General features: G+C 56.1%; 13 protein-coding genes. 11 read left to right on the top strand and 2 right to left on the bottom strand.

Annotation, left to right across the window (positions count from 1 at the left end; genetic code table 11):
* Positions 1-6: 6 nt before the first annotated feature.
* From mrcB to fhuB, 9 genes are all read left to right on the top strand, one after another.
* Positions 7-2,532: a bifunctional glycosyl transferase/transpeptidase gene (gene mrcB, locus KK102_RS15940; RefSeq protein ID WP_089599149.1), complete on the top strand. Its 2,526-nt coding sequence runs from the start codon at positions 7-9 to the stop codon at positions 2,530-2,532.
* A gap of 348 nt (positions 2,533-2,880) precedes the next feature.
* A complete protein-coding gene (locus tag KK102_RS15935; protein ID WP_420841347.1) occupies positions 2,881-3,453 on the top strand; it encodes a fimbrial protein in 573 nt (190 codons plus the stop codon).
* Positions 3,454-3,495: 42 nt separating this feature from the next.
* The gene (locus KK102_RS15930; protein ID WP_216357991.1) at positions 3,496-4,209 is read left to right on the top strand and encodes a fimbrial biogenesis chaperone; all 714 of its coding nucleotides are present in this window, start codon (positions 3,496-3,498) and stop codon (positions 4,207-4,209) included.
* Between the two features lie 20 nt (positions 4,210-4,229).
* Positions 4,230-6,707 (top strand): fimbria/pilus outer membrane usher protein, encoded by a 2,478-nt coding sequence (locus KK102_RS15925; RefSeq protein WP_216357990.1) that lies wholly within the window; start codon positions 4,230-4,232, stop codon positions 6,705-6,707.
* A 12-nt stretch (positions 6,708-6,719) separates the two neighbouring features.
* A complete protein-coding gene (locus KK102_RS15920) occupies positions 6,720-7,724 on the top strand; it encodes a fimbrial protein (protein WP_235843713.1) in 1,005 nt (334 codons plus the stop codon).
* Positions 7,725-7,927: 203 nt separating this feature from the next.
* Positions 7,928-10,177 (top strand): ferrichrome porin FhuA, encoded by a 2,250-nt coding sequence (gene fhuA, locus KK102_RS15915; protein WP_216357989.1) that lies wholly within the window; start codon positions 7,928-7,930, stop codon positions 10,175-10,177.
* 50 nt (positions 10,178-10,227) lie between these two features.
* The gene (fhuC, locus tag KK102_RS15910) at positions 10,228-11,025 is read left to right on the top strand and encodes a Fe3+-hydroxamate ABC transporter ATP-binding protein FhuC (protein ID WP_126545064.1); all 798 of its coding nucleotides are present in this window, start codon (positions 10,228-10,230) and stop codon (positions 11,023-11,025) included.
* Complete coding sequence (gene fhuD / locus KK102_RS15905; protein ID WP_216357988.1) at positions 11,025-11,915, top strand: Fe(3+)-hydroxamate ABC transporter substrate-binding protein FhuD; 891 nt, start codon at positions 11,025-11,027, stop codon at positions 11,913-11,915. Before fhuC ends, fhuD begins: the two co-directional genes overlap by 1 nt.
* Positions 11,912-13,894, top strand: coding sequence for a Fe(3+)-hydroxamate ABC transporter permease FhuB (fhuB, locus tag KK102_RS15900; protein ID WP_216357987.1), 1,983 nt, complete (start codon positions 11,912-11,914; stop codon positions 13,892-13,894). Before fhuD ends, fhuB begins: the two co-directional genes overlap by 4 nt.
* A gap of 96 nt (positions 13,895-13,990) precedes the next feature.
* Here fhuB and hemL read toward each other — a convergent pair whose 3' ends face one another.
* Complete coding sequence (gene hemL / locus KK102_RS15895; RefSeq protein WP_216357986.1) at positions 13,991-15,271, bottom strand: glutamate-1-semialdehyde 2,1-aminomutase; 1,281 nt, start codon at positions 15,269-15,271, stop codon at positions 13,991-13,993.
* Positions 15,272-15,447: 176 nt separating this feature from the next.
* On the opposite strand from hemL, the gene clcA reads away from it, so the two are divergent.
* Positions 15,448-16,848: a H(+)/Cl(-) exchange transporter ClcA gene (clcA, locus tag KK102_RS15890; protein ID WP_216357985.1), complete on the top strand. Its 1,401-nt coding sequence runs from the start codon at positions 15,448-15,450 to the stop codon at positions 16,846-16,848.
* Between the two features lie 86 nt (positions 16,849-16,934).
* Entirely contained in the window at positions 16,935-17,282 is a 348-nt protein-coding gene (erpA, locus tag KK102_RS15885; RefSeq protein WP_010426752.1) for an iron-sulfur cluster insertion protein ErpA, read from the top strand.
* Positions 17,283-17,374: 92 nt separating this feature from the next.
* On the opposite strand, the gene KK102_RS15880 is transcribed toward erpA, so the two are convergent.
* Positions 17,375-17,992 (bottom strand): TRIC cation channel family protein, encoded by a 618-nt coding sequence (locus KK102_RS15880; protein WP_126545060.1) that lies wholly within the window; start codon positions 17,990-17,992, stop codon positions 17,375-17,377.
* Between the last annotated feature and the right edge of the window lie 11 nt (positions 17,993-18,003).

Genomic DNA, 18,003 nt, shown 5'->3' with positions numbered 1-18,003 from the left:
AAAAGCATGGCGGGGAATGACCGCGAGCCAATAGGACGTAAGGGGAAGCCAACGCGTCCGGCGAAAGAAAAGGTGAGCCGTCGTCGCCTCAGAGATGAGGAGTATGACGATGACTACGAAGACGATTATGAGGATGATGAGCCAATGCCGCGTAAAGGGAAAGGCAAAGGGCGGAAGCCTCGTGGTAAGCGCGGCTGGTTCTGGCTGCTGCTGAAGCTGTTTATTGTTTTTGTGGTGCTGATCGCGATCTACGGCGTGTATCTGGATCAGAAGATCCGCAGCCGTATTGACGGGAAAGTCTGGCAGTTACCTGCGGCAGTCTATGGCCGTATGGTGAACCTTGAGCCGGATATGTCCATCAGCAAGAACGAGATGGTCAAACTGCTGCAGGCGACACAGTATCGTCAGGTCACGAAAATGACCCGCCCGGGCGAGTTTACGGTGCAGGCGAAGAGCATTGAGATGATCCGTCGTCCGTTCGACTTCCCGGACAGCAAAGAAGGGCAGGTGCGCGCGCGTCTGACCTTCGACGGCGATCGCCTGGAAACGATCGAGAACATGGATAACGACCGCCAGTTCGGTTTCTTCCGTCTCGATCCGCGTCTGATCACCATGCTGTCGTCGGCCAACGGCGAGCAGCGTCTGTTCGTGGCGCGTAACGGCTTCCCGGACCTGCTGGTGGACACCCTGCTGGCAACCGAAGACCGTCACTTCTACGAGCACGACGGTATTAGCCTTTACTCGATTGGTCGTGCGGTGCTGGCGAACCTGACCGCCGGACGTACCGTGCAGGGGGCAAGTACCCTGACACAGCAACTGGTGAAGAACCTGTTCCTCTCCAGCGAACGCTCCTACTGGCGTAAAGCCAACGAAGCGTATATGGCGGTGCTGATGGATGCCCGTTACAGCAAGGATCGTATCCTTGAGCTGTACATGAACGAGGTGTACCTCGGGCAGAGCGGTGATAACGAAATCCGCGGCTTCCCGCTGGCGAGCCTGTACTACTTTGGCCGTCCGGTGGAAGAGCTGAGCCTTGACCAGCAGGCGCTGCTGGTGGGCATGGTGAAAGGGGCGTCCATCTATAACCCGTGGCGTAACCCGAAACTGGCGCTGGAGCGTCGTAACCTGGTGCTGCGTCTGCTGCAACAACAGCAGGTGATCGACCAGGAGCTGTACGACATGCTGAGCGCGCGTCCGCTGGGCGTTCAGCCGCGCGGCGGCGTGATCTCCCCGCAACCTGCGTTTATGCAGATGGTGCGTCAGGAGCTGCAGTCTAAGCTCGGTGATAAGGTGAAAGATCTCTCCGGCGTGAAGATCTTTACCACCTTCGACTCCGTGGCGCAGGACGCGGCAGAAAAAGCGGCCGTTGAGGGCATTCCAGCGCTGAAGAAACAGCGCAAGCTGAGCGATCTGGAAACCGCGATGGTGGTGGTTGACCGTAACACCGGTGAAGTGCGCGCCATGGTGGGCGGCGCTGAGCCGCAGTTTGCGGGTTATAACCGTGCAATGCAGGCGCGTCGTTCAATTGGTTCTCTGGCAAAACCGGCGACCTACCTCACCGCGCTGAGCCAGCCGAACCAGTACCGTCTGAATACCTGGATCGCCGATGCACCGATCTCCCTGCGCCAGCCTAACGGTCAGGTGTGGTCTCCGCAGAACGACGATAAGCAGTTCAGCGGTCAGGTAATGTTGGTGGATGCGTTAACGCGTTCCATGAACGTACCAACCGTTAACCTCGGGATGGCGCTGGGCCTGCCTGCTATCACCGATACCTGGCAGAAGCTGGGCGTGCCGAAAGATCAGCTCCACCCTGTCCCGGCGATGATTCTGGGGGCGCTTAACCTGACGCCAATCGAAGTGGCGCAGGCGTTCCAGACCATCGCCAGCGGCGGGAACCGTGCACAGCTTTCTGCGCTGCGCTCGGTGATTGCCGAAGACGGTTCCGTGCTCTATCAAAGCTTCCCGCAGGCGGAGCGGGCTGTTCCGGCGCAGGCGGCGTATATGACGCTGTGGACCATGCAGCAGGTTGTGCAGCGCGGTACCGGACGTCAGCTGGGGGCGAAATACCCGGGTCTGCATCTGGCGGGTAAAACAGGTACCACCAACAACAACGTCGATACCTGGTTTGCCGGTATTGATGGCCGTGAAGTGGTGATCACCTGGGTAGGCCGCGATAACAACCAGCCGACCAAACTGTACGGTGCGAGCGGGGCGATGTCGATTTACCAGCGTTATCTGGCAAATCAGTCTCCGGTGCCGCTGAACCTTGTTGCACCGGAAGATATCGTTGATATGGGCGTTGATGGATCCGGTAACTTTATCTGCGGTGGCGGTATGCGCACGCTGCCGGTCTGGACAACCAATCCAGACTCGCTGTGCCAGCAGAGCCAGCCAGAACAGCCGACGGGCAACCCGTTTGATCAATCTTCTCAACCGCAGCAGCCGCAGCAGCAACAGCCGCAGCAGCAGAATGAGAAGAAGGACAGCGACGGTGTCGCAGGCTGGATTAAGGATATGTTTGGCGGAAACTAATTAGTTTCCTGAATAAAAAGGCCGCTTATCATAAAGCGGCCTTTTTTTTGTTTAATAATTCCTAATGTTTTAATTTTAGTGAATTTCTCATTAAGAATTATTAATGAAATAAGTTTTTTATACTTATCAGTGAATTGTGATTTATGTGAGTATTTTTACTCCCGAGCACTCTGGACTTGATAAAGAAAAGTCTGATTTAATTGGTCTTGTGAATTTCTCTGTGCCTACAGAACTTTCTTATTAATAGAGGTTCCTGGCGTAAGTGATAACCCATTTTGTTGAACATTCTGGCGGGAAATATTTTTGCCAGGAATGGATGCCGACCTGGTCAAATATAAGGATATTGTTATGAATAAGTCTGTTATTTCTTCTTTACTGGCCGGAAGCATTATGGCGGCGTTGTCTCTTCCCGTCTTTGCCGCAGGTGATTCAGGCACGTTAAATTTCGCCGGGAAAATTGTGGCGGATACCTGCGAAATCGATGTTGACGGTACGGGGACCAATACCTCCACCGTCACCTTCGCAGATACCTATCCTTCAGATTTCGGCACTGATGGTCAGGTAGGGACGTCTAAGGCTTTCAAGATTGAAGTGAAAAAATGCGACCCTCTTGTCGCCAAACTGAACCTCAAGTTCAGCGGCTCGACGACGGATGCAGCGTCCAAGCGCCTGCAGAACGATCTCTCTGGCGCGGGAAATGCCACCAATGTCGGGATCACTGTCAGCAACGACAACGGCGCTAAAGGCGATGTGGTCTTTGACGGTTCAGTACCGGACGTGGGTACTGACGTCGCGAACGATGCAACGGGCGCAACGGCATCTGTCTTTAACTACACCGCGAAGGTTATTCAGGTTGGGGATACCAAACCCACAGCCGGTCACTATTCCTCATCGGCCACATTCGAGGTTGTATATCGCTAAACAATGACGGGCAGTCTGAAAGGCTGCCTTCTGGAACGTAGTATGAACGCTTTATTTAAATTGTTATGTGGATGTTTAATCGTTTCGTGCTGTTCAGTACGGGCAAGTGTGGTGCTCGGTGGGACGAGAATTATTTATCCATCGAATAAATCCGAAGTGCAAATAGCGCTTAAAAATAAAGACCCTCATACTCGCTATTTGGTTCAGAGCTGGGTGAGTTATCCCAATGATGCCAAAGCGCCTTTCATCATTACGCCGCCTGTTTATAAATTACAGGAAAATCGCCAGACACTTTTACATATTATTTTTACCGGCGATAAGAATAGCCTGCCCGCCGATCGTGAGTCCCTGTTTCTGGCGAATGTGAAATCGGTTTCTGCCTTATCGCCCGAGCTGAAGGACAAGAATACGCTGCAGTTTGCGATGAAAACTCGTCTGAAGCTTTTCTGGCGTCCCGCACAGTTGAAAGAAAATGATGCTTTGCAGGCCTATGAAAAAATCACGTTCCGACGTCAGGGGGACAGGCTCATTGCTAAAAACCCAACGCCGTTTTACGTCTCATTTGGCGAGCTGGCCGTTGGCGGGAAAAGCGTTCCGGTGATGGAGACCAAAGCCACGCCTGGCGCGATTTCAATGATGGTTGCGCCTTTCGGCGAGCAGACGTTCACGCTGCCTAATGCTGCCAATGGCCCGGTGACCTGGACGGCAATCAGTGACTTTGGCGCACAAACATCTCAGCGCAAGCAGGCTCTTTAAACACATCATGTGGGTACGTTATGTCGTCATCTCCACTCTACAAACAGGTTCTGAATGGGATCGCGCTAGCGTTGCTAACCCTCATCCAGCCTGCAAGTGCTGATGACGAGTTCAATCTGCGCATCCTCGAGATGGACACCCCGCTGGAAAACACCTCCACGCTGAAAACCTTCATTAACGATAATGGGTTACTGCCAGGGCAATACCTGACGACCATTATGTGGGATCGCGACGTTATCGATAAGCGCACGGTAAGCTGGGTGCTCTCGGAGGATAAACAGCGTCTGTTACCGGAGCTGACCAAAGCCGATCTGCGTGAGCTAGGCGTGAAAGTCGACGCGATCCCGGATATGCGAGATCTGGACGATGCGGCGAAAATCGACGACATCTCCCATTTTATCGCGGACGCCCGATACGACTACGACCAGGATAATCAAACCCTGAAGCTGGTTATTCCCCAGATCTACCGCGATCGGGCCGTGGCTGGTGCAATCAATCCAAAATTCTGGGATGACGGTGCCCCCGCAGCCTGGACGAGCTATCAATTTAGCGGCTCTCAGCAGCGCTTCGGCGCTGGCAAAACATCCTCTACGTGGCTTGGCCTGGACTCGGGGATTAACCTTGGCGCGTGGCGGTTTCGCAATAACAGTACCTGGAGTAACAGCGCGGGTTGGGAGAGCATCGCCAGCACTGCGCAACGTGACATTAAAACGCTGCAAAGCCAGCTTGAAATTGGCCAGACGTACACCAGCGGCGAGCTTTTCGACAGCGTCCAGATGACTGGCGTAAAGCTGGAAACGGACATCTCCATGTTACCCACCAGCCAGCAGGGCTTTGCTCCCGTTGTGCGCGGCATTGCGAACAGCGATGCGAAGGTCACCGTCAAGCAAAACGGTTATACGATTTACCAGAGTAACGTCTCGCCCGGCCCTTTTGAGATCCGCGATTTAAGCCAGGTGACCTCCGGTGCGGATCTGGAAGTGACGGTGGAAGAGGCCGACGGCAGCGAACACAGCTTCATCCAGGCCAGCGCATCGGTGCCGGTGCTGCAGCGAGAAGGTGCGTTTAAGTATTCGCTGGCGGCAGGACGCTATCGCGGTAATGACGGTGAGGAAGAGCCAACCTTTATGCAAGGTACGGCTATTTATGGCCTGCCTTATGGTGTGACGGCGTATACCGGCGCGCTGGGGGCGTCGCTGTATCACGCGTTGCTGGCGGGGCTGGGGGCCGATCTTGGACGCTTCGGTTCGGCATCAATGGATGTCACCGCTGCCAGGACCGCGTTTGATGACGGACGCGACGACGCTGGCGGGTTGTCATGGCGAGCGCAGTATTCAAAAGATATTCCGGATACCGACACCACCGTCACGCTTGCCAGCTACCGCTATTCCACCTCGGGGTTTTATACCTTCCAGGAAGCTATCGATCAGCGAGACAACGAGATCGACGACGGTATTTATACCTATCGGCGCACCAACAATCGTCGAAGCCGTATGCAGGTCAATCTTTCTCAGCGCATTTCCGACTGGGGTTCGGCTTATCTCAACGGTTATCAGCAGGATTACTGGAATATGGGAGGCCTGGAGCGAAGCGTCAGCGCGGGGTTCAGCTCCAGCTGGCGCGGTATCACCTGGTCGTTGAGTTACAGCCTGACACGCACGCCGGATGCCGATACCGACAGGCAAATGGCGTTGATGGTCAACATTCCTTTCTCTCACTGGATAGCGGATTCCTGGGCAACCTACAGCGTCAATACTGCCAGCGGTGGCGATGTATCGCACCAGGTGGGGCTTGGCGGTACGGCGCTTGAGAACAACAATCTGAGCTATAACCTGCAGCAGACCTATGCCAGTCACGGTACCGGCTATGGCGGCAGCCTCTCCGTGCGTTACCGTGGGGCGGCCGGCGAAGCCGGGATGGGGTACAGCTATGGAGGGGATAACCGACAGGTGAACTACAGCGCCCAGGGCTCAATCGTTGCCCACGAGCATGGCGTGACGCTGGGGCAACCCGTACGCGATGCCTTCGCTATTGTACACATTAAAGAGGGCGAAAACGTCAAGGTGCAAAACGGGCGTGGCATTTATACCGATGCTTTTGGCAATGCAATTGTTCCCTCCCTGACGGCCTATCGGCACAACGTCATCACCGTTAATACGCAGGATCGGGAAGATATCGATATCGACGCGGCAACGCTGGATCTCGTGCCGACCAAAGGTGCGGCAGTGTCCGCTACGTTCGATGCGCGCGTGGGGCGTCGCGCCCTGGTGACGCTGCTCTATGCGGGCAAGCCCGTTCCGTTTGGTGCGGTGGTGGCGCTGGAGAATACGACCGCTATCGTCGGAGACGACGGTGAGGTCTACCTGACGGGATTGAACGGCAAAACGACGATTACCGTGCAGTGGGGGGAAGACCGCGATCGGCAGTGTCAGGGAACGCTGGATATACCTGCACAGAGCCAGGCCGGGATCGTGAAAGCTACGGTCAATTGCCATTAACAGAGGTATTTCATGAGCCAACGCTATTTCATTAAGACGTGTCTTTCGCCCATGCTTTTGTTGCTGGCAGGCACGTTTTTCCATTCAGCCCTCGCGGATTGTACCTTTAACGGCATCTCTGACGTGGATGCCGTGGCGACGTTCCAACTCCCTCCGGTGATTATTATTGCCCCCGACACGCCGGTCGGCACCGTGATTTACGATGCCAGCGCTGAGAGTAAAGAGGTGTTAGTTGACTGCAGCGGAGATTCGCAAATTCGGCGTGGCTATCTGGCGCTGTCGGATGATGATGCGCGCGAAGATGTTTTACCTGGGGTATATCAAACTAACGTGCCGGGCATTGGCATCCGTTCAGCTTCCTCAAGCGAGCAGTTTCCTGACTATTTAGAAGAGAATCTTACACGTCCTATGCACTATGTAGGATCAACACATGGTTATTCGCAGAGTAAATCGACGTTTCGCGCAGTCGCGCAATTGGTTGTCACAGGCGATATCCGGGAAGGCGTTCTGGACACCTCGCGGTTAACGTCACTGGATATCCTGGGTAATGCGGTGATCGGTGAAATGCGGTTTTCCCCCACCAGCGTGCGCATCACGACGAACACCTGTAACCTGGTTGACCGTAACATTTATGTGCCGCTGAAAACGGTAAACACGCAGGATTTAAGCGGGCAGTACTCTGACATTCTGACCGACGACAGCTTCAAGATTGAAATAACCGACTGTGCCGCAGGAACGAAGGTGGATTATCAGTTTAGCAGCGCCGGATCGACGGGGGTGACGAACGGCAATATTTTAAGCATTGCTTCCGGAGATTCTGCCGCTGAGGGCGTTGGCATTCAAATCCTCGACAAGAATAATTCGGTGCTGCAGTTTGACCAAAATTACACGGCAATAACCAGCACCCAGGACAAGGTCCCTGTCGAGATCCCGCTCAAAGCACGCTACATCAAAACGGGAGAGGTTAAAGCCGGGAAAGTCGATTCCGTCGCCACGTTCGAGGTCTTTTATCGCTAATTCTTCCAGCCCGCATTAGCGGGCATTCGCGATCATTTCGCTAACTTCATTAACCCTCGCTTTTCATCTGGTTAATTCTTAAACCCTTAAATCTTGTAGGGGCGCTTACTGCTTGCTATGCAGCCAGCGTTTCGCATATTATTCTGCGGTCATAATAATAATTCTCGTTTACGTTATCATTCACTTTTCCATCAGAGATAAACATGGCGCTTTCCAATACTGCTCAGCCAATTAACACGTCGCTGCGTAAAATCGCGGTTGTCGTAGCCACAGCGGTTGCCGGCATGTCTACTTACGCGCATGCGGCCGAAACCCCGAAAAAAGAAGAAACCATCACTGTCACTTCCGCACCTGCTGCACAGGAAAGTGCCTGGGGGCCTGCGGCGACGATTGCTGCAAGGCAATCCGCGACCGGGACTAAAACGGACACCCCGATTCAAAAGGTGCCACAGTCCATTTCGGTAGTGACGGCAGAAGAGATGGCTCTGCATCAGCCTCGCTCGGTGAAAGAAGCCTTGAGTTATACACCAGGTGTAGCGGTAGGCACCCGTGGCGCTTCTAATACCTATGACTATCTGGTCATTCGTGGTTTTGCGGCCGATGGTCAGAGCCAGAATAACTACCTCGACGGTATGAAGATGCAGGGAAACTTCTATAACGACGCGGTAATTGACCCTTATATGCTGGAGCGCGCTGAAATCATGCGTGGACCGGTTTCCGTTCTGTACGGAAAAAGCAGCCCTGGTGGTTTGCTGAACATGGTGAGTAAGCGCCCAACAACCGAACCGCTGAAAGAGATCCAGTTCAAAGTGGGCACGGATAGTCTGTTCCAGACCGGCTTTGACTTTAGTGATGCAATTGATGACGACGGTGTTTACTCTTACCGTTTAACGGGCGTCGCGCGTTCTAACAATGCCCAGCAGGAGCGTGCTGAAGAGCAACGTTACGCCATCGCACCATCTTTCTCATGGCGTCCGGATGATAAGACTACCTTTACTTTCCTCTCTTACTTCCAGAACGAGCCAGAAACGGGCTACTACGGCTGGTTACCAAAAGAGGGAACGGTTGATCCCCTGCCAAACGGCGATCGTCTGCCGACGAACTTCAACGAAGGCGCGAAGAACAACACCTATTCCCGCAACCAGAAAATGGTGGGATACAGCTTCGACCACGAGTTCAACGATACCTTTACCGTGCGTCAGAACCTGCGTTTTGCTGAGAACAAAACCTCGCAAAACAGCGTTTACGGCTATGGTGTATGTACCGATCCGGCAAACAGTGGCAACAAACAGTGTGCAGCTTTAGCTCCTGCAGACAAAGGGCATTTTCTGGCGCGTAAATACGTTGTCGATAATGAAAAGCTGCAGAACTTCACCGTTGATACCCAGTTGCAGAGCAAATTCGCTACCGGTGAAGTGGACCACGTTCTGCTGACCGGCGTTGATTTTATGCGCATGCGTAATGACATCGACTCCTGGTTTGGCTATGACGACTCTGTACCGTTGCTGGATCTCTACAATCCGGTGAACAGCGATTTTGATTTTGGCTCAAAAAATCCGGCTAACTCCGGCCCTTATCAGATCCTCAACCGCCAGAAGCAAACGGGTCTGTATGTTCAGGATCAGGCGCAGTGGGATAAGGTGCTGGTGACCATGGGAGGCCGTTATGACTGGGCCGATCAGGAATCCTACAACCGCGTGGCAAATACCACTTCTACACGTAATGATACACAGTTCACATGGCGTGGCGGTGTTAACTACCTGTTTGATAACGGTGTTACCCCGTACTTTAGCTACAGTGAATCTTTCGAACCTGCTTCACAGACAGATGCTCAGGGTAAACTGTTCTCTCCGTCTAAAGGCAAACAGTACGAAGCGGGCGTGAAATACGTTCCGAATGACCGTCCGATCGTGGTTACCGGTGCAGTGTATCAACTGACCAAAACTAACAATCTGATGGCCGATCCTGCGGGTTCATTCTTCTCCGTTGAAGGCGGCGAGATCCGTGCCCGTGGCGTCGAAGTGGAAGCAAAAGCGGCACTGTCTGCAAGTGTGAACGTTGTCGGTTCTTATACCTACACCGATGCAGAATACACCACCGACACCAACTACAAAGGCAACACGCCAGCGCAGGTACCTAAACATATGGCATCCCTGTGGGGCGATTACACTCTGTATGATGGCGCACTGTCTGGCTTGACGCTGGGTACCGGCGTTCGTTACACCGGCTCCAGCAAAGGCGACCCGGCGAACACCTTCACGGTGGGCAGCTACACCGTAGTTGATGCGCTGGTCAGATACGATCTGGCGCGTGTGGGCATGGCGGGTTCTAATGTGGCGCTTCACGTGAACAACCTGTTCGATCGTGAATACGTTGCCAGCTGCTTTAACACCTACGGTTGTTTCTGGGGTGCTGAACGCCAGGTTGTTGCCACCGCGACCTTCCGCTTCTAATCTCTCTTCGGGCACGGTTCGCCGTGCCCTTTTTATTTAAGTTGGCTGATATGCAGGATAATCAAACGCAATCCGACACCACCTTTTCGCTCAGCAATCTCTCCTTTCGCGTACCCGGGCGCACCCTGCTGCATCCGCTCTCACTGACCTTTCCTGCTGGTAAAGTCACTGGCCTGATTGGTCACAATGGCTCGGGTAAGTCCACGTTGCTTAAGATGCTTGGACGCCATCAGCCGCCGTCGGAAGGCGATATTCTGCTGGACGGTCAGCCGCTGGAGAGCTGGAACAGCAAGGCCTTTGCCCGCAAGGTGGCGTATCTGCCGCAGCAGTTACCGCAGGCAGAAGGGATGACGGTGCGTGAGCTGGTGGCGATTGGTCGTTATCCGTGGCACGGGGCGCTTGGTCGCTTCGGCGTGGCCGACAGAGAGAAAGTGGAAGAGGCGATTGCGCTGGTAGGATTAAAGCCGCTGGCGCACCGTCTGGTGGATAGCCTGTCCGGAGGTGAGCGTCAGCGCGCATGGATTGCGATGCTGGTAGCGCAGGACAGCCGTTGCCTGCTGCTCGACGAACCGACCTCTGCACTGGATATTGCCCACCAGGTCGACGTTCTGGCGCTGGTGCATCGTTTAAGCCAGCAGCGTGGGCTGACGGTGATTGCGGTACTGCATGATATCAACATGGCAGCGCGCTACTGCGATTACCTTGTGGCCTTACGCGGCGGAGAGATGATCGCTCAGGGAACGCCGTCTGAACTGATGCATAGCGAAACGCTGGAAACCATTTACGGTATTCCGATGGGGATTTTGCCTCACCCAGCCGGGGCTGCACCGGTGAGCTTCGTCTACTGATGCTGGATTCAATCTCAATGAGCCGTCGTCGCCTGCTGATGGCGATGGCGCTGTCACCGCTGCTGTTAAAAATGAATACCGCCCGTGCCGCCGCGATAGATCCACATCGGATTGTGGCGCTGGAATGGCTGCCGGTCGAGCTGATGATGGCACTCGGCGTCACGCCGTATGGTGTGGCGGACATTCCTAACTATAACCTCTGGGTGAACGAGCCGAAGCTGCCGGACTCGGTGATCGACATCGGCCTGCGAACGGAGCCAAACCTCGAACTGCTTACCCAGATGAAACCGTCGTTTCTGTTCTGGTCAGCGGGCTACGGTCCATCAGAAGAGACCATGGCGCGCATTGCGCCAGGACGCGGGTTCTCTTTCAGCGACGGTAAAAAGCCGCTGGCTATGGCAAAAAATTCCATTAACGAGATGGCGCATTTCCTCAATCGCGAGGCGGAGGCCAAAAAACACCTCGACGAATTTGATGCCCTGATTGACTCCCTGAAGCCGCGCTTTGCTCACCGGGGCGACCGTCCTCTACTGATGGTGACGCTGCTGGATGCCCGGCATATGCTGGTCTTCGGTAATAACTGCCTGTTCCAGGAAGTGCTCGACAGCTTCGGTATTCGCAACGCCTGGGAAGGGGAGATGACCTTCTGGGGGAGCACCGCCGTCGGCATTGATCGCCTTGCGGCATTTCGCGATGTTGACGTGCTGTGCTTCGATCACGGCAACGAGCGCGAAATGCAAACCCTGATGGCGACCCCGCTCTGGCAGGCGATGCCGTTCGTACGCGAGAAACGTTTCCTGCGCGCGCCAGCGGTGTGGTTCTACGGCGCGACGCTGTCGGCGATGCATTTTGCCCGCGTGCTGGACAACGCGATGGGAGGCAATGCATGAGTACGCGTATTGCCCGTTTCCCGGCGCTTCTTATGGCGCTGCTTTTCCTCGTCGCGATGGCGTTGACCTGGTTCAACCTCTCGACCGCGTTACCGCGCGAACAGTGGGGCGCTGCCTTTGCCGCGCCGGATATCGACAATATTCAGCAAATGCTGTTCCACTACAGCCTGCTGCCGCGTCTGGCGATTTCGCTGCTGGTCGGGGCCGGATTGGGTCTGGTGGGGGTCTTGTTCCAGCAGGTTTTACGTAACCCGCTGGCAGAACCGACCACGCTGGGGGTTGCCACCGGCGCACAGCTTGGGATCACCATTACCACGCTGTGGGCGTTACCGGGAGCATTAACCTCGCAGTTTGCAGCCCTCGCGGGGGCATGCGTGGTGGGCGCGCTGGTCTTTGGCGTGGCGTGGGGTAAGCGTCTTTCACCGGTCACGCTGATCCTCGCGGGTCTGGTGGTCAGCCTCTACTGCGGGGCAATCAACCAGCTGCTGGTGCTGTTCCATCACGACCAGCTGCAAAGCATGTTCATGTGGAGTACCGGGACGCTCACCCAGACCGACTGGAGCATCGTGCAGCGCCTGTGGCCACAGTTGATTGGCGGCGTGGTGCTGACGCTGCTGCTGCTACGTCCGCTGACCCTAATGGGGCTGGACGACGGCGTGGCGCGCAACCTGGGTCTTGCCCTGTCGCTGGCGCGTCTGGGCGCGCTGACGCTGGCGATTGTGCTAAGTGCTTTGCTGGTAAACGCGGTCGGCATCATCGGGTTTATCGGCCTGTTTGCGCCGCTGCTGGCGAAAATGCTCGGGGCGCGTCGTTTGCTGATGCGTCTGATGCTGGCGCCGCTGATTGGGGCGCTGATCCTCTGGCTTTCCGATCAAATCATTCTCTGGCTGGCGCGGGTCTGGATGGAAGTTTCTACCGGGTCGGTGACCGCACTCGTCGGTGCGCCGCTGCTGCTGTGGCTGCTGCCGCGCCTGCGCAGCATGAGCGCGCCCGCCATGGATGCGGGTGATAAGGTCCATGCTGAGCGGCAGTCGGTCCTGTGGTTTAGCCTGGCGGGACTGGCGGTGCTGATCGTTGCCTCGTTCGCGGCGCTCTCCTTCGGACGTGATGCCTCGGGCTGGCACTGGGCAACGGGTGATTTACTCAATGAACTGCTGCAGTGGCGCTGGCCGCGTATCTTCGCTGCGCTGATCGCAGGCGTGATGCTCGCGGTTGCGGGGTGCATTATCCAACGTCTCACCGGCAACCCGATGGCAAGCCCGGAAGTCTTGGGTATCAGTTCTGGCGCGGCGTTTGGCGTGGTCCTGATGCTGTTCTTCGTGCCGGGCAATGCGTTTGGCTGGCTACTGCCGGCCGGCAGTATCGGTGCGGCGGTCACGCTGATGATTATCCTGATTGCTGCCGGCCGCGGCGGGTTTTCGCCTCACCGCATGCTGCTGGCCGGGATGGCGCTCAGCACCGCCTTCACGATGCTGCTGATGATGCTGCAGGCCAGCGGCGATCCGCGCATGGCGAAGATCCTGACCTGGATTTCTGGCTCAACGTACAACGCCACCGGAAGCCAGGTAGTCTGGTCCGGGATGGTGATGCTCGTGCTGCTGGCGGTGGTGCCGCTGTGCCGTCGCTGGATGACAATCCTGCCGCTTGGCGGTGAAACCGCGCGCGCGGTGGGGATGGCGCTGACGCCAGCGCGCGTGGCGCTGCTGCTGCTGGCTGCGTGCCTGACGGCGACGGCAACCATGACGATTGGACCGCTGAGTTTTGTGGGGTTAATGGCGCCACATATTGCCAGAATGATGGGCTTCCGCCGGACGATGCCGCATATCGTCATGTCGGCCCTGACGGGCGGGGTAATGCTGGTGTTCGCGGACTGGTGCGGAAGAATGGTGCTGTTCCCGTATCAGATCCCTGCGGGTCTGCTGTCGACCTTTATCGGTGCGCCGTACTTTATTTATCTGTTGAGAAAGCAGAGCCGGTAGTCAGGTGCGGCCTGATGCCCTCACCCCAGCCCTCTCCCACAGGGAGAGGGAGAACATCGTAGGCCGGGTAAGCGTTAGCGCCACCCGGCAATGACCTTACAGCTTCGCAAACACCTTACGCGCCGCGTCGATGGTGTTATTGATATCTTCTTCGCTGTGCGCCACGGACATAAAGCCCGCTTCGAACGCTGACGGTGCCAGGTACACACCTTCTTCCAGCATCAGGTGGAAGAAGCGCTTGAAGCGCTCAACGTCGCACTTCACCACGTCGTGATAGCAGGTCACGGTTTTCGCCTCGGTGAAGAAGATCCCGAACATGCCGCCCACGTGGTTGACCACCAGAGGAATACCGGCCTCTTCTGCCGCTTCCAGCAGACCGCTTGCCAGCTGCGTGGTCAGGTCGGTCAGGGTTTCGTGAATGCCAGGCTGAGCCACTTCGGTCAGGCAGGCGAAACCGGCTGCCATCGCGATGGGGTTGCCCGAGAGCGTTCCCGCCTGGTAAACCGGACCGGTTGGTGCCAGCGCTTCCATCACGTCCTTACGACCACCAAATGCCCCGACCGGCATGCCGCCGCCGATGATTTTGCCGAGGCAGGTCAGGTCTGGCTCAACGCCGTAGTAAGACTGAGCACCCGCCAGCGCCACGCGGAAGCCGGTCATCACTTCATCGATGATCAGCAGCGCGCCGAACTCGTCGCACAGGGCGCGCAGGCCCGGCAGGAAGTCTGGCTGCGGTGGGATGCAGTTCATGTTGCCCGCAACCGGCTCAACGATGATGCAGGCGATCTCCTGCGGATACTGTTCGAACGCCGCGCGAACGGTGTCCAGATCGTTGTAGGTGCAGGTCAGGGTATGCTTCGCGAAATCTGCCGGTACGCCAGGCGAGTTTGGCTGGCCGAGCGTCAGCGCGCCAGAGCCCGCCTTCACCAGCAGACAGTCGGCGTGGCCGTGGTAGCAGCCTTCAAACTTGATGATTTTATCGCGACCGGTAAAACCACGCGCCAGACGAATGGCGCTCATGGTGGCTTCGGTGCCGGAGTTCACCATACGTACCATATCCATGGTCGGCACCAGCTCGGTGACCAGCTCCGCCATTTTGACTTCCATTTCGGTTGGCGCACCGAAGCTCAGGCCGCGCTGGGCCGCTTCAATCACCGCGTTACGAATGGCCGGGTGGTTGTGCCCCAGCACCATCGGGCCCCAGGAGCCGACATAATCGATATAGGCTTTGCCATCGACATCATACAGATACGCGCCGTCAGCACGTTCGATAAACAGCGGCGTACCGCCCACGCCGGTAAAGGCGCGCACGGGTGAGTTCACGCCACCCGGAATAAGCTCGCGGGCTGCACTGTAGAGGTTTTCAGACTTGCTCATGGCGTCGTTCCTGGTTCGTATAAAATGATTAAGCACACTATTCTAAGTGATTCGGGGATGGTTATGAAATTTTTACCCTGGCAATGCTTTAAGATTTGTTAAGTAATTTTCAGGAGACGGTGGGGCGGTCTCTGGTAAAATCCTGACGGCGATTTGTATGACGAAAAGAACAGGCAATGAAATCAGACTCACCCTCATTTGAAGAACAACAGTTTGCGCGCGCGCGACACCGTATCAGCATCCGACGACTGCTCAACCGCGACAAGACGCCGCTGGCGATTCTGCTGGGCGCTGCCGTGGTGGGAACGCTGGCGGGGCTGGTGGGCGTCGCGTTCGAAAAGGCCGTCAATGGCGTGCTTAACTGGCGTATTGGCACCGTTGCGGGTTATGCCGATCGCGAATGGCTGGTCTGGATCCTGGCGTTTGGTTTATCTGCACTGCTCGCCATGGTGGGCTATTTTCTGGTGCGGAAATTTGCCCCGGAAGCGGGCGGTTCAGGGATCCCGGAAATAGAAGGGGCACTCGAAGAGCTGCGTCCGGTCCGTTGGTGGCGCGTGCTTCCCGTGAAGTTTATCGGTGGGTTAGGCACGCTGGGTGCGGGAATGGTGCTCGGGCGCGAAGGGCCGACCGTACAACTGGGCGGTAATGTTGGCCGTATGGTCAGCGATCTGTTCAGGATGCGCAGTGCTGAAGCCCGCCATACGCTGCTGGCAACCGGTGCCGCCGCAGGGCTTTCCGCCGCGTTTAATGCCCCGCTGGCGGGGATCCTGTTTATTATCGAAGAGATGCGCGCTCAGTTTCGCTATAACCTGATCTCGATAAAAGCGGTATTTACCGGGGTAATCATGTCGAGCATCGTCTTTCGCCTTTTCAATGGCGAAGGGGCGGTCATCGAGGTCGGGAAGCTGACCAATGCGCCGGTCAATACGTTGTGGCTGTATCTGATCCTCGGCATGATTTTTGGCATTGTTGGCCCGCTGTTTAACAGCCTTATTTTACGTGCTCAGGACATGTTCCAGCGGATCCACGGTGGTAACACGACCAAATGGGTGCTGGTGGGGGGGCTGCTCGGCGGCATGTGTGGGGTTCTGGGCTTTATCGAACCCAACGCGGCAGGTGGCGGTTTTGGGCTTATCCCCATCGCGGCGGCGGGAAATTTCAGCATTGGTCTTTTGCTGTTCATGTTCATCTCGCGGGTGATCACTACCGTGCTCTGCTTCTCTTCCGGCGCGCCTGGCGGCATTTTTGCCCCGATGCTGGCGCTGGGCACGCTGCTGGGAACCGCTTTTGGCATGGCGGCGGCTGTGGGTTTCCCGGCCTATCATCTTGAAGCCGGGACGTTTGCCGTCGCCGGAATGGGGGCGCTGCTCGCCGCGTCCCTGCGCGCGCCCTTGACCGGGATCGTGCTGGTGCTGGAGATGACGGACAATTATCAGCTCATTTTGCCAATGATCATTACCTGTCTCGGCGCGACACTATTAGCCCAATTCCTGGGTGGAAAACCGCTATACTCCACTATTCTTGCACGGACCCTGGCGAAACAGGAGGCTGAACGGGCCTCAGCGCAGAATACTTGAATGAATTACCAGGGTATTAGATAATGAAAAAAAGAATTGGGTGATTTTTACCCAATAGCAGTATGCAGTATTCATGGGAGCATAAGATGAGTGATGACGTAGTAGCTGTACCGCTCGAATTTACCGAAGCAGCAGCCAAAAAAGTGAAAGTCCTGATTGCCGATGAAGATAATCCGGAACTGAAACTCCGTGTTTATATTACCGGCGGTGGCTGCAGCGGCTTCCAGTATGGTTTTACCTTTGACGACCAGGTGAACGAAGGCGATATGACCATCGAGAAGCAGGGCGTCGCGCTGGTGGTTGACCCGATGAGCCTGCAATACCTGGTCGGTGGTTCGGTTGATTACACCGAAGGTCTGGAAGGTTCGCGCTTTGTGGTGACCAACCCGAACGCAACAAGCACCTGTGGGTGTGGTTCTTCGTTCAGCATTTAAGAGGGTGCGGGCTGATGCCCTCACCCCCGCCCTCTCCCACGGGAGAGGGAGAAAAGACTAAAAACGGTAACCTTGCGGTTACCGTTTTGCGTTTACCTGTCATCCAGCGCAAACGTCGGCAGCTTCAGGTGCCAGCGTATCGCCGCTAAGCGTATCACCAGCGTCACGACCATCCCCAGCATCGCGGCATTTTCCAGCGGGACCGCAAAGGTGTAATACGCGGTGGCGTGAACAATTCCCCCTACAATACAGGCCGTCGCGTAAATTTCAGTACGCAGGATCATGGGCACTTCACGCGCCAGAATGTCGCGAATGATCCCGCCGCCCACGCCGGTTAATACACCCATGCAGATCGCCACCATCGGACCGGTACCCGCATTAAACGCCTTATTGACGCCAATGCCGACAAACACGGCGAGGCCGACGGCATCCAGCACCGGTAATACCCATTTGGGTAATCTTCGTGGCTGACGAACCAGTACAATGGTCAACATGCAGGTGACCATCGCCACCACCAGATCGGTAGGATCTTTTACCCAAAATACCGGGCCATTCGCCAGCGCCATATCGCGGATTGTTCCGCCGCCCACGGCGGTCACAACGCCCAACACCAGCACGCCAAACGGGTCCATGCGCAGTTTTCCGGCGAGTAAAACGCCGGAGATAGCAAAAACGGCTGTGCCAAGAATATCCAGCCAATACACGAGCATCGTTAAATCCT

The organism is Enterobacter quasimori, from assembly GCF_018597345.1.
Classification (GTDB): domain Bacteria; phylum Pseudomonadota; class Gammaproteobacteria; order Enterobacterales; family Enterobacteriaceae; genus Enterobacter; species Enterobacter mori.
This window is presented reverse-complemented; position numbering and strand designations above follow the sequence as displayed.

What these genes read in the sequence shown, in the direction of transcription:
- mrcB (WP_089599149.1), top strand. Translation starts at nt 7, where the DNA reads ATGGCGGGGAATGACCGCGAGCCAATAGGACGTAAGGGGAAGCCAACG.
- KK102_RS15935 (WP_420841347.1), top strand. Translation starts at nt 2,881, where the DNA reads ATGAATAAGTCTGTTATTTCTTCTTTACTGGCCGGAAGCATTATGGCG.
- KK102_RS15930 (WP_216357991.1), top strand. Translation starts at nt 3,496, where the DNA reads ATGAACGCTTTATTTAAATTGTTATGTGGATGTTTAATCGTTTCGTGC.
- KK102_RS15925 (WP_216357990.1), top strand. Translation starts at nt 4,230, where the DNA reads ATGTCGTCATCTCCACTCTACAAACAGGTTCTGAATGGGATCGCGCTA.
- KK102_RS15920 (WP_235843713.1), top strand. Translation starts at nt 6,720, where the DNA reads ATGAGCCAACGCTATTTCATTAAGACGTGTCTTTCGCCCATGCTTTTG.
- fhuA (WP_216357989.1), top strand. Translation starts at nt 7,928, where the DNA reads ATGGCGCTTTCCAATACTGCTCAGCCAATTAACACGTCGCTGCGTAAA.
- fhuC (WP_126545064.1), top strand. Translation starts at nt 10,228, where the DNA reads ATGCAGGATAATCAAACGCAATCCGACACCACCTTTTCGCTCAGCAAT.
- fhuD (WP_216357988.1), top strand. Translation starts at nt 11,025, where the DNA reads ATGCTGGATTCAATCTCAATGAGCCGTCGTCGCCTGCTGATGGCGATG.
- fhuB (WP_216357987.1), top strand. Translation starts at nt 11,912, where the DNA reads ATGAGTACGCGTATTGCCCGTTTCCCGGCGCTTCTTATGGCGCTGCTT.
- hemL (WP_216357986.1), bottom strand. Translation starts at nt 15,271, where the DNA reads ATGAGCAAGTCTGAAAACCTCTACAGTGCAGCCCGCGAGCTTATTCCG.
- clcA (WP_216357985.1), top strand. Translation starts at nt 15,448, where the DNA reads ATGAAATCAGACTCACCCTCATTTGAAGAACAACAGTTTGCGCGCGCG.
- erpA (WP_010426752.1), top strand. Translation starts at nt 16,935, where the DNA reads ATGAGTGATGACGTAGTAGCTGTACCGCTCGAATTTACCGAAGCAGCA.
- KK102_RS15880 (WP_126545060.1), bottom strand. Translation starts at nt 17,992, where the DNA reads ATGCTCGTGTATTGGCTGGATATTCTTGGCACAGCCGTTTTTGCTATC.